Annotated in this window: 8 protein-coding genes; 4 read left to right on the top strand and 4 right to left on the bottom strand. The window is 64.1% G+C overall.

The features are described from left to right. Positions 1–38 precede the first annotated feature (38 nt). Positions 39–800: an SDR family oxidoreductase gene (locus tag VMR39_RS05875; RefSeq protein ID WP_325415065.1), complete on the top strand. Its 762-nt coding sequence runs from the start codon at positions 39–41 to the stop codon at positions 798–800. 35 nt (positions 801–835) lie between these two features. On the opposite strand, the gene VMR39_RS05870 is transcribed toward VMR39_RS05875, so the two are convergent. Beyond that, a complete protein-coding gene (locus VMR39_RS05870; RefSeq protein WP_325415064.1) occupies positions 836–1,513 on the bottom strand; it encodes a FadR/GntR family transcriptional regulator in 678 nt (225 codons plus the stop codon). A 42-nt stretch (positions 1,514–1,555) separates the two neighbouring features. Beyond that, the gene (locus VMR39_RS05865; RefSeq protein ID WP_325415063.1) at positions 1,556–2,902 is read right to left on the bottom strand and encodes a gluconate:H+ symporter; all 1,347 of its coding nucleotides are present in this window, start codon (positions 2,900–2,902) and stop codon (positions 1,556–1,558) included. A gap of 312 nt (positions 2,903–3,214) precedes the next feature. Here VMR39_RS05865 and VMR39_RS05860 point away from each other — a divergent pair, with 312 nt between their 5' ends. From VMR39_RS05860 to VMR39_RS05850, 3 genes are all read left to right on the top strand, one after another. Next, entirely contained in the window at positions 3,215–3,496 is a 282-nt protein-coding gene (locus VMR39_RS05860; RefSeq protein WP_325415062.1) for a response regulator transcription factor, read from the top strand. A 130-nt stretch (positions 3,497–3,626) separates the two neighbouring features. Continuing rightward, on the top strand, positions 3,627–4,730 hold the full coding sequence (locus VMR39_RS05855) for a Gfo/Idh/MocA family oxidoreductase (RefSeq protein WP_325415061.1): 1,104 nt from the start codon (positions 3,627–3,629) through the stop codon (positions 4,728–4,730). Then, a complete protein-coding gene (locus VMR39_RS05850) occupies positions 4,727–5,728 on the top strand; it encodes an SMP-30/gluconolactonase/LRE family protein (protein WP_325415060.1) in 1,002 nt (333 codons plus the stop codon). The genes VMR39_RS05855 and VMR39_RS05850 overlap by 4 nt, the downstream gene beginning before the upstream one ends. Positions 5,729–5,757: 29 nt before the next feature. On the opposite strand, the gene VMR39_RS05845 is transcribed toward VMR39_RS05850, so the two are convergent. Both VMR39_RS05845 and VMR39_RS05840 read right to left on the bottom strand, forming a co-directional pair. Continuing rightward, positions 5,758–8,799 (bottom strand): glycosyl hydrolase family 28-related protein, encoded by a 3,042-nt coding sequence (locus tag VMR39_RS05845; RefSeq protein WP_325415059.1) that lies wholly within the window; start codon positions 8,797–8,799, stop codon positions 5,758–5,760. 74 nt (positions 8,800–8,873) lie between these two features. Beyond that, positions 8,874–11,840, bottom strand: a complete 2,967-nt coding sequence (locus tag VMR39_RS05840) for a TonB-dependent receptor plug domain-containing protein (protein WP_325415058.1) — start codon at positions 11,838–11,840, stop codon at positions 8,874–8,876. Positions 11,841–11,951 lie beyond the last annotated feature (111 nt).

The raw sequence follows: 11,951 nt of genomic DNA, 5'->3' as shown, positions 1-11,951 counted from the left end.
CTACCATCCTTATCTGAAGCAGGATTGAGGAGAGGGATATGGCTCGTCTGGATGGAAAGGTCGCTGTTATATTGGGCGCGTCCAATGCGCAAAGCATGGGCGCTGCCACTGCCCAGCGGTTCACCGCGGAAGGGGCGCAGGTGATCGTCGCCGCCCGTCGGATGGAGGCGGTCGAGGAGGTGGCCGGGCAAATCGGCGCGATCGCCATGGCCTGCGATATCACGTCGGAGCAGCAACTGGCGGCACTCGCCAAGTCGGCAGTCGATCGGTTTGGCCGGCTCGACATAGCGATCAATTTTGCCGGCGTGGAGGTGGGCGGATCGGTCCTCGAAACCAGCGCGGAGACCTATCGGCAGGCGTCGGATGTGCATCTGGTCGGAACGGCCCTCTTCATCAAGCAAATGGCGCTGGCGATGGTGCAGGGCGGGTCGATCATCACCGCTTCCTCGCTGACGGTGCTGGTGCAGGCACCGGGCCTTGGCGCCTATGTGGCGTCAAAGGCAGGGGCTGACGCGCTCGTCCGCGTCGCCGCCAATGAACTGGGAGAGAAGGGCATCCGCGTCAACAGCCTCGCCCCCGGTTTTACTGAAAGCGCAATGACGGCCGGCTATTTCGCCATCGATGCGGTGAAACGCGCCTTCCTCAAGGAAATCCCGCTCGGCCGTTTCTCGACCGTCGAGGATATCGCCAACGCCGCGCTCTGGCTGGCGAGCGACGAGGCATTCGTCACCGGCCAGTGCATCGACGTAACCGCCGGCCAGTCGCTGCGACGCACGCCGCGACCCGACGAATTTGTCTGACGGTACGCGGGGGGCGTGAAGCGGAGGCGCCGCCGTCAGGGCATCAGCCGCCGCCGTCCTTCCCACAGATGCCAGCGCATGGCGAGCGCTGCGCCTTCCGGATCCTGCGCGCGGATCGCGTCGACGATCTGCTCATGCTCACGCAACATGGTCGCGATCACCTCCGGTGGGCGGGAGCGGCTGATGTCGACGCCCGCGCGCATGATCTTGTCGACATCGGCGTGGAGCGCATCGAACGCGATCAGAAAGGCGGGATTGCCCGTTGCCTCGGCAATGCGGCGGTGTAGTTCCATATCCTCGGCATGGGCCGGTTCGCTTGACAGCAGGGCGGCGCGCAGCATTTCCATGCCTTCCTCGACATGCGCCATTTCCTGCGCGGTGCGGCGGGTCGCAGCCAGCCGCGCCGCCTCCGCCTCCAGCACGAAGCGCACCTCATAGCTGCCCAGGGTCGTCGGCAGTTCGGTCGACGACATGAACACCGCCAGCCGTTCGGACGGCCGGCTCTTGACGAAGGATCCTGCGCCCCGACGCGCCTCGGTGATGCCGTCCGAAGCCAGCCGCATCAGCGCCTCGCGCACGATCGCGCGGGACACGCCGAACATCTCCGCCAGTCGTGCCTCCGACGGCAGGCGCGCACCGACCTCCAGCCCTTCGGACTTGATGATATCGACGATCGCCGCATAGGCATGGTCTGAAAGCCGCGCCTGGCTCATCGGGCCACCTGTCTGTCTAACGGAGTCATCACTACTCCCTAGCTAGAAGATGCTGCTTGCGACAAGGACCAGCAGCAGGCCGACGATGGCGACCACCGTCTCCATGATCGACCAGGTCTTGAACGTGCCGGGCATGTCGGTGCCCAGATAGCTCTTCACCAGCCAGAAGCCGGGATCGTTGACGTGGGAGAAGAACAGCGATCCCGCGCCGATGGCCAGCACCATCCATTCCGGCTCCACGCCGGACGCGGCAACCAGTCCCTCCATCACGCCGGCCGTAGTGATCGTCGCCACCGTCGCGGACCCGGTCGCCAGACGGATGCAGACCGACACGCCCCAGGCGAGCAGCAGCGGCGAGATCGCCCCGCCGTCCGCGATCCGCACCAGCATGTCGGACAGGCCCGCCGTCACCAGCACCTGCTTGAGCGCGCCGCCCGCGCCGATCGCCAGGATGATGCCGCCCGCCGGCGTCATCGCCTCGGTCCAGATCGCATTCTGGATGCTGCGATCGGTAATGCGGCGGCCGAACAGCAGGGGCAGGGCGACCAGCACTGCGACCAGAAGCGCCACCACCGGATCGCTGACCCAGCCTAGCCAGTGGAAATGCGCTGCCACACCCGGCGGCATCAGCGCCACGGCCTGCCCGGCGGCGATCAGCGCCACCGGCAGCAACACGGCGGTGAGCGCCCGGCCTACCGAAGGCACAGGCACATCGACCTTCACCGGATCGAGCAGAGGCGGACTGAGCTTGACCCCGGGCGCGGTGAAGCGCGCCAGCAGCGGACCCGCGATGATGGCGGTCGGGATACCGACGATCAGGCCGTAGACCAGCGTCAGCCCCAGATTGGCGCCCAGCGCGTTGACCGCCAGCAGCGGACCCGGATGCGGCGGCACCAGCGCATGGACCACCGACAGGCCCGAAAGCGCCGGCAGCATCAGTCGCAGCTTGGCCGTGTCGCCATTCTGCCCGGCGGGCAGGGCGGCGGCGGCGGACGCGACGATCGGCAGCAGCAGGACGAGACCGGTCTCGAAGAAGAGCGGCAGGCCGATGACGATCGCGGTGAAGAGGCTGGCCCAGGGCGCGCCGCGCACGCCCGACACGCGCAACGCTGCGCGGGCAAGGCCGCCGGCGCCGTCGGACAATTGCAGCATTGCGCCAAGGCCAAGGCCCAGTGCCACGACCAGGCCGGTACCGCCCAATATCGCGCCCGCGCCCTTTTCCACCGCCTTGGCGGTTTCCTCCATCGGCAGGCCGGCGAGCAGCCCAACGGTGAAGGCGCCACATAGCAGCCCGACAAAGGGATGGAGCCGGCCCCGGATGATGAGCGCGATGGAAAGGGCGATGCCGATGACGGCAGACAGGACGAGCCGATAGTCCGCTGGGGTCATCGGGAACTGATCCCATGCCGCAAGCGCTTGCCCGGATTGAGCACGAACGAAGTCGATCGACGAGCTGGTAACGTCATCCTCTCCCCTTTCTCATTCTGCGCAAATCCGGCGATTCGATCGACGGGATCGCAAAATCTGTTAGACAGGTTATAGCCAGAAAATTGCGTTTCACTAGAAAAATTAGGTGATATGCCCAAATTGTGCTTGAACCTGTCTGACTGATTCTACTATCGTTAGCGCTACCGAGTCCGATGTAGCCGGCGGGCCAATATGCTGGCGCACTCCAGATCGGATCGAACAGGGAGAGGACGGATGCACTTCGCAACGGATTTGCACGATATTCTCGATCATCAGGATCGCCGCGCACCGCAACAGCCGCAATTGACGCCCACCCAGATGAAGGTGTTGCGCTGCGTCCATTCGGGGCTGCTCAACAAGCAGATCGCTTATGAACTGGGCATGGCCGAAGCCACAGTGAAGGTTCACATGACCGCGCTGATGCGCAAGCTGAACGTGCGCAACCGCACCCAGGCCGCCATCGCGGCGCGTAATCTGGGGTGGCTGCGGCCCGCGCTCGGCCGGGCGGCCGACTGATCATCCGGCTTTGGAGCGCGCTGCGTAAAATCTGACGCAGGCCGCACGCTCCAAGTTTTTGTTGTCGCATCGTTTAAGCGGAAAACCGGTTCCCACTTTTCCGCACGATGCTTTAACTGGGGAGGTTCGCATGGCGACAGGTTCCCGTCGTGAACTGCTGGGCGGCCTTGGTGCCGGCATGATGCTGGCCGGAATGGCAGCGCGTGCGGCGACCGCGCCCTCGCGAAAGATCGGCTATGCGGTGGTCGGCCTCGGCTCCTATGCCACGCGCCAGATCATGCCCAATTTCGCCGGCTGCGACCATGCCCGGCTGGTTGCTCTGGTCAGCGGCACGCCCGCCAAGCTGGAACAATATGGCGCGCAATATGGCATCCCGGCGACCCATCGCTACAGCTATGCCGATTATGACCGCATCCGCGATAACCCGGATATCGACGCGGTCTATGTCGTGCTGCCCAACAGCATGCACGCCGAATACAGCATCCGCGCCGCGCAGGCGGGTAAGCATGTGATGTGCGAAAAGCCGATGGCGGTTTCGGTGGCGGAGTGCGAGGCGATGATCGCCGCCTGCCGCAAGGCCGGAAAGAAGCTGATGATCGGCTATCGCTCCCGGTTCGAGCCTTATAATCGGCTGGCCATCGATCTGGCGCGCGGGGGGCATGTCGGCCCCACCCGGTTCATAACGGCAGAGCATGGCTTTCCGATCCGGCCCAACCAGTGGCGGCTCGATCGGCCCTTGTCGGGCGGCGGATCGATGATGGACATTGGCATCTACAGCCTCAATGCCGCGCGTTATTTGACCGGCGAGGAACCGGTCGAGGTTAGCGCGATCGAGTCCACCGACCGCAACGATCCCCGCTTCCGCACGGTGGAGGATCGCCTGAGCTTCACGCTCCGCTTCCCATCGGGCATCGTCGCCAACTGCATTTCCAGCTATAGCTCGCCGCATAATGGCTATCGCGTCATCGGCACGGAGGGCTGGATCGATATGGAACCGGCGACGCCCTACAGCGGGCAGACGATGACGATCCGCAAGGATGGCGTCACCGCGCCTCGAACCTTGCCGTCGCCGGCCAAGAACCAGTTTGCCGGCCAACTCGACCATCTGGCCGAATGTGTCCTGGGCGGCAGCACGCCGATCGTGACGGGGGAAGAGGGGCTGGCCGACCTGCGCGTGATCGAGGCGATCTATCGCTCCGCTGCCGAGCGGACCTTTGTCAGGATCGGCGCTTGACCGATCGGCGGACCGTCCTCGCCGGGCTTGTGAGCCTGCCACTGCTGTCGACCCGCGGCATGGCTGTGCCCGTCGCTCGGATCGAGCGGATCGATTCGGCGCTGGACCGCATCGTCGACCCATCGTCCCCGATCGAGATATTGGCGAACGGCTTTCGCTGGGCGGAAGGGCCGGTCTGGGTGCCGGGGCAGGACTGCCTGATCTTCACCGACCCGCCCGCCAATATCGCCTGGCGCTGGAAGCAGGGGGAAGGGGCAAAACCTTTCCTGTCGCCCGCCGGTTATCAGGGTAAAGTCCCGCCCGGCGTGCGTGAAGCCGGTCTCAACGGGCTGGCGATCGACGCAAAGGGCACGCTGGTCGCGGCGGACAGCGGGACGCGGGCGATCGTGCGCATCGACCTGCACACCCGTCGCCGCACCATCCTGGCCGATCGCTTCCAGGGCAAGAGGTTCAACAGCCCCAACGACCTGTGCATCGCGCCGTCGGGCACCATATATTTCACCGATCCACCCTATGGCCTGACCGATGGCGATACGTCGCCGCTACGCGAACTCGATCATAATGGCCTGTACCGGCTGACATCCGATGGAGACGTCACGCTGCTCGATGGCCAGCATCGCCGACCCAATGGTGTGGCGCTGTCGCCGGACGGGCGCACTCTCTATCTCGCCCTCTCCGACGAGGAACGGCCGGAAGTGGTCGCTTATGATCTGGATGCGAACGGCCTGCCCGTCGGTCAGAGGCAATTCCGTGATATGCGCCCGCAACATGTAGAAGGGCGCCCAGGCCTGCCCGACGGGATCAAGGTCGCACCGGATGGCCACGTCTTTGCGACAGGGCCGGGCGGGGTACATGTCTGCTCAGCGCAAGGCGCGCTGCTCGGCATAATCGCCACCGGCAAGGCGATCGCCAATTGCTGCATCGATGCAAAAGGCGGTTATCTCTACCTGACATCGTCGGCCATGCTGGCGCGCGTGGCGTTGAAGCCGGCAGGCTGACGCTCCAGAGCGATCCGCCCCGGCCGCCTTCAGGGCATTCGCCACGCATAAAGGCCATGATGCGCCAGGATGAACAGCGTCTTGCGGTCCGCGCCGCCGAACAGGATCTGGAGCGGGCGTTCGGGCACGTCGATCCGGCCGATTGCCTTGCCATCGGGGGCGTGGACGAAGACCTGCCCGTTGGCGATATAGACCCGGCCCTGTACATCGCTGGTCACGCCCTCGCCGCCTCGCTCGGCGAAGGGCTTCAGGTCGGTCATCGCGCCACCCGCTCCAACGATCCCGCTATAAGTCCGGTTTTCCGATCCATTGGTCACATAGACGCGCTCGCCCGGCTTGCCCTGGATGAAACCATAACTGTCCAGCGAGTCCGAAAAACGCAGGCCGCGATGATCGGCCGGTCCCTGTGCAAAGACACGCCAGGCGGGCAGGGCGACGCTGCCGTCGGGTGAGACATATTCCCTCGCCTTGGGCAGCGCCATGTCGCGCGCGAACATCTCCGCAAGCGTGGTGAACGCATAGGTCTTCGGATCGATCTGGTCCCTGAACTCGCCATTATTCCACCAGTTGACCGGTAACACGGTGGCGGCGTCTGGATGGGACGTTACGGAGGTTGCCGCAATGACGCTGATCTCGCTGTCGGGCGCATCGGGTTTGACGCTGTAGACGGTGCCGTTGCGCCCATAGGATGACAGAACCAGCAGGTTGCCCGACCGATCGACCGTCAGGTTCACCGGATCGAGCGTCGCATCGCGCACCATTTCCAGCTTTCCCGCATTCGACCAGCGCCAGATGCGCTGGAATTTGCGGTCTATGAAATAGAGCCGCCCTTGCGCATCGACCGCCCCGCCGCCGATGGAGTGGAAGCCGTCCGCCAGCTTCTCGACCTGACCGCCGAGGAAAGTGGAGGGCGTGACCGGATCGGGCGTGGCTGGTACGTCGAGCACGGCAAATTCCCGATCGCGCACATCCAGTCCATGGGTGACGTCGCTTATGCTGTTCTCGAACGGAAACTTGGTCAGGCGCAGGAAAGTGGCGCAACCATTCTCGTCGCAAGTGCCAAGCCCGCTTTCCGCGTTCACATGGACATTGCGGAACCGGATGTCGTGCGAATTATAGAGCGTCACGGCGGCCGGCGCGGGTTCGCGGGTGCGAGTAACGCGATAGCCATGGAAGTTGGCGACAAGGATATTGCGCGAATTGCGGATTTCCAGCGCGACGGCGTCGCCGCTCTCGCCCGCTTCCCCTTCGGTCTGCGGCGCCAGCAATTCCCAGTTGGCTACGCGATTCAGCCCGATTTCGGTGCGGACATGATGCTCGACCGACGCCTGGATCAGGCGACCGGGCGTGTCCGTATCGGAAATCAGGATGCCCGGATGGCCGAATGTGCTGGGGCTCCAGATATTGGCGAAGGTGCCGCCGCCGCCCTGCGTCACCCAAAGGCTGGCATATTGGCCGGCCCAGCGCCGCGCTGCGTCGGGATCGCCGGTGGCGTTATTATTGTAGGGAGTGACGCGACTGCCGTCGAAGCGGTCGGTACCATGGCCGCCCTGGAACTTGACATCGTTGACCATCGAGTTGGCGCCGGCCTTCCATAGCAAGCCGGTCGCACGCGGATTGGCGCCGTTGGTGTTGAGGCCAAGGCCCGCGACGATCGCATCGCCGCCCTGCGCGCTTTCGACCAGAGCCTTGGGTGCGCCCACGCCGGCCCAGGCCGGCGTGCCGTCGGGCAGCGCGATCTGGGTCAGGCTGGGGTGCAGGCCCAGCAGCACCGTGTCGGGACGCAGGCGGAGCGTGTCGCTGACCCGGTAGAAACCGGCGGGAAGATAGACGACCCGATGGCTGTCGATCGCCTTCTGGATTGCGGCGGTATCGTCCGTGCTGTCGTCGCCCTTCGCGCCGAGCGTCCGCACGCTCACCCATTCGGACACGAGCGGCAGCGCACGAATTGCCGGCCCGGCGGGCGCGGGAAGGCTGGCGATGCTCTCCGCCTGCATGTCGGTCCGATATTCGCCGACGCGGCCAAGGCCCGGCAAGGTCAGCCCGTGGGTGAAGGATGTCACCTTGTAGGTCACGCCCTTGCCTGCCACAGTCCGGCCGCTTTCGCGGAAACGCGCAAAGGTGGGGGTGTTGCTCGCCACCACATTCTGGAAGCCGACCTGCGTGTAGACATTCTTCTCGTTGGAGATGATCACGCCCGCCTTCGAGACATTCTCGAACCGCACATCCTGTCCCCACAGCCAGTCGCCATAGCCCCGGTCGATCTCGATCCCGACCGGCGTGTCGCGGATCGCGACGTTGACCAAGGTCAGTCCCGCTTCATGCTCGCGGATGGCGGCGTCGCGCTGCCCCTCGAAGGTCGCATCGACCAGCGCGAAGGGCCAGGCAGGGGAGGGCTTTTCCGCAAGGATGCCATAACGGCCGCCCTTGAAATGCAGGTCTTCGGCCTCATTGGCGACATGGTAGAGGCCGGCCAGCCCAGACCCGATATCGAAATCGACATGGCTGACGAAACTATGCTGGGCCGAATGGAATCGGATGGCGGTAGCCGCCGGATTGCCGTCCATGATGCGAAAATCGATATTGCCGAGCGCGGAATAGAATGTGCCGGGATTGGCGTCGGCAATATCCTTGTTGAACGGCACGCTTCCCGCCGGGGGGAAGGCCGCTGGCCGGGTGTCCTTGTCGGTCTGGCGCGTGCTGCCGGTGAACATCAGCATATGGGCGACCCCGCGCTGGAAACCGGGTGTACTCCTGCCCAGCAGGATGACGGGCCGCTGTTCGCCGATGCCGAAGATGCGCACGCCCGGCCAGAGGAAGAGCGTGCGGCTGATGCGATATGTGCCTGCGGGGAGGAAGACGATCCCGCCGCCGCCTTTTTCCGCTGCCTTGTCGATCGCCTGCTGAATCGCGCTGCTGTCGTCGGCACGGCCGTTCCCGACGCCCTTTACCGTTATCGCGCGTGGCTCATCCGGCGCGGTCTTGTAGACGGAGGGGGAGGCAAGGGCCGGTTGCGCCGCTGCCAGACATAACAGGACGGTGGCACAGGCTCCGCTCAATCCGCGATACATTCGGCATGCTCCGAAAAAGAAGATGTCCCGGCCGTGCAGGACCGGGACGAGGTTGGGGAGATTAGTGGCGATTGTCAGAAGTTGAAGCGGACACCTGCGCGGTAGATGCGGCCCAGAGTGTCGTAGAGCGCCGGATTGATGTCCAGGCCGGTATTGGTCTGCGGCGAGGCAACCGGATCCTTGTCGAACAGATTATCGACCTTGCCGTAGATGGAGAAGCGCTCGCCGAACTTGAAGGTCGCGCCGAGGTCGACGTAGAAGGCGCCTTTCATCTTGTTGAAATCGATGGTCGGGTGGTTTGTGGTCGAAACCGGGCAGGACGATTGGCAGACCACATATTGATTGCCGAACGTGCCGTCGCTGAACCAGCGTTCCTGCACCGTGAAGCTGAACCGGCCGCTGTCATAGGTCTGCACGGCCAGCCATTTCCAGTCGGGGGTATTGCCATTGTTCGCACCGGCCTGATCGATCGGGTCGACGCCCGCAATGCCCGCATCGACGACGAACTTGCGGATATGCGTGCCCAGCGCGCGGACGGTGAAGCTGCCCGGCAGGCCTAGCGGTTCCTGCCACTGATAGCTTGCCTCGATGTCGAAGCCACTGGTCTTCCAGGATGCCAGGTTGAAGGGCTGGACGTTGACGAAATTGCTGCCCTGCGGCCCGTCAAGCTGGAAGCCCCCGCAGAAGGCCTGATTGCCGTCGAAACAGAAACGCACGATCTGGTCCGCGGACAGGGACGAAACGACACCACTCAGCTTGATATTATAATAGTCGAACGACAGGCTAAGCCCCGGCAACCATTCCGGCCGCGCCAGCACGATGCCCAGTTCGGTGTTGCGGGCCACTTCCGGTTTCAGATCGGGGTTGCCGACGACGTTCTGGAACACCTGCACCGCCTGGTTACGGAACGGATCGTTGAAGTTGGGCAGGGTCGTGACGGTGGGGGCGGCGAAGAGTTCCGACAGGTTCGGCGCCCGGACGTCGCGCGACGTGACGGCGCGCAGGCGCACGCCGCTGAGCGGCGTATCCCAGGTTCCGCCGACCTTCCATGTCCAGACGGTTCCGGATGTGCTGTAGTGCGTGGCGCGGGCCGCGCCGTTGAGATTGGCGCGACCCAAGGAGTCGCTGTCGAGCAGCGGCAGGTCGACTTCCAGATAGCCTTCATAGACTTCATATTTGCCGCGACCATTCTTGTAGTTGCCTGCGGCCCAGTTGCTGCCTTGTGCAGAATTGAGCAGCGGGTCCGCCGGATAGTCCGGGCTGTTGGGGCTGAGTGGGCTCACGCCGGCGCCATAGGGATCGGCGTTCACACGGTAGAATTCGCGGCGATATTCGCCACCGAAAGCGATCGAGACCGGACCTGCCCACAGGTCGAACGGATTACCGGAGAAGTTGAGGCTGGCGACGTCCTGCGTCAGCTTGGTGTGCTGGAATGGACCATTTTCGTGCGGGGCGACATAGGCGAGGGCCGATGCCGACGGCGCGAAATTGCCGAAGATGTTGATGGGCACGCAGCCATTGGCGCGCGCCACCGGATCGCGGCACACGATGGCGCCGTCGAGCGTGATCGCATCGGTGGCGGCGACATAGCGGTTCTGGAGAACGATATCGCGGACATTAATGTCCGAAATGGTGATGCCATGTTCATAATAGGCGTCATAATTCCAGTCGGTCCCGCCCAGGTCGAACTTGCCCTTGGCCCCGCCGACGAAGCGATATTGCTTGCGGTCGGTGTAGACCTGCGGATCGGGGAAGGAGGCGTTGGACGATCCGAAGCCGAAGCTGGTAATCCCCGCACTGGCGCAACGGTCGCGGACCAGTTGCGGCAGATAGGGGTTCGAACATTGCACCGTCAGGCTGGCGCGACCATAGCCGGGACTGGGCTGGTTGTTGGTCTTTACCTGCGCGACATTGACTGTGACATAGACTTCATTGTCCTCGGCAAAGTCGAAGCCGATCCGACCATAGCCGTTGATGCGCTCCAGCTTGGATTTGAGCGATGCGCCCGATCCCGGCGCGCCCGACAAGTCGCCGCCTTCGCAGAAGCTGTTGCCCGGATAGCAGTTGCTGACGCGACCGTTGCCGAGCGGCTGGCCGTTGGAGCCATATTGGAAATTATAAGGTGTGCCGTCCGGAGCGAAGGCGATGCCCTGCAACGGACCATTGTTGATCAGTCCGTAGCGGGCATATTGATAGGGTTGCGCATAGTCGCGGTAATTGAACTGCGGCAGTCCGTTATTGGTGATACCGGTATTCATCAGCGTCGTCGCGCGATACCAGTCGCGGCTGCCGGCCAGGTCCGTGCCGAAATCGCCCGCGCCGACACCGCCTTCATGGTCATATTCACCGCTCAGGACAACATGCAGTCGATTGTCCATGAAGGACTTGCCATAGGCGGCCTGCACCAGTGCGGTTTCGTCATCGCCATATTTGGTGATGCTGCCCAGAATATTGCCCTTGAAGCCTTCGAAATGCGTGTCGGTGATGAAGTTGACGACACCGCCGACCGCGTCCGATCCGTAGGAAGCCGAAGCGCCGCCGGTCACGACGTCGACGCGCTTAACCAGCAGCTGCGGAAACATGCTGATGTCGGGCACGCCGGTGACGTTGGCGCCGACCACGCGCTGGCCGTCGAGCAGGGTCAGGGTACGGATCGGGCCAAGGCCACGCAGCGAGAAGGAACTCAGGCCCTGCTGGCCGCTCGACGTGCTGAACGTGCCGGTCGCCGCGCCGGTCGATCCCTGAAGCGACGGCAATTGCGCGATGGTGTTGAAGATGTTAGGCTGCGCATTGTTGGCGATCTGCTCCTCGCCGATCACGGTGGTCGGCGTCGGCGCGTTGAAGCCGCTGGTGGTGATGCGCGATCCCGTCACGACGATGTCGGCGGCACGCGGCGCTTCGTCCGTGTCCTGCGGCGCGATGGTCTGGGCAGCCGGCGCAGGCTCGCTCTGCGCCTGCGCCGCGCCGGCCAGCGCCACCGATGCCATGGCGGCGATGCTGACGCTGGTCAGGTGCCGGTGGATTGCGATCTGCACGTTCATTCATCCTTCCCCTTTTTATACCCGACTGCCCTCCCGGCACCGGGACGCCCATGGCGGGCGATTGTCCCTTGTCTATCCTTCGGCCCGTTCCGCCGCACTTACGACATAGGT

The organism is Sphingobium sp., from assembly GCF_035511395.1.
Taxonomy (GTDB): Bacteria; Pseudomonadota; Alphaproteobacteria; order Sphingomonadales; family Sphingomonadaceae; genus Sphingobium.
Note: the sequence above shows the minus strand (reverse complement) of the source record. Positions and strands in the feature narration are given on the sequence as shown.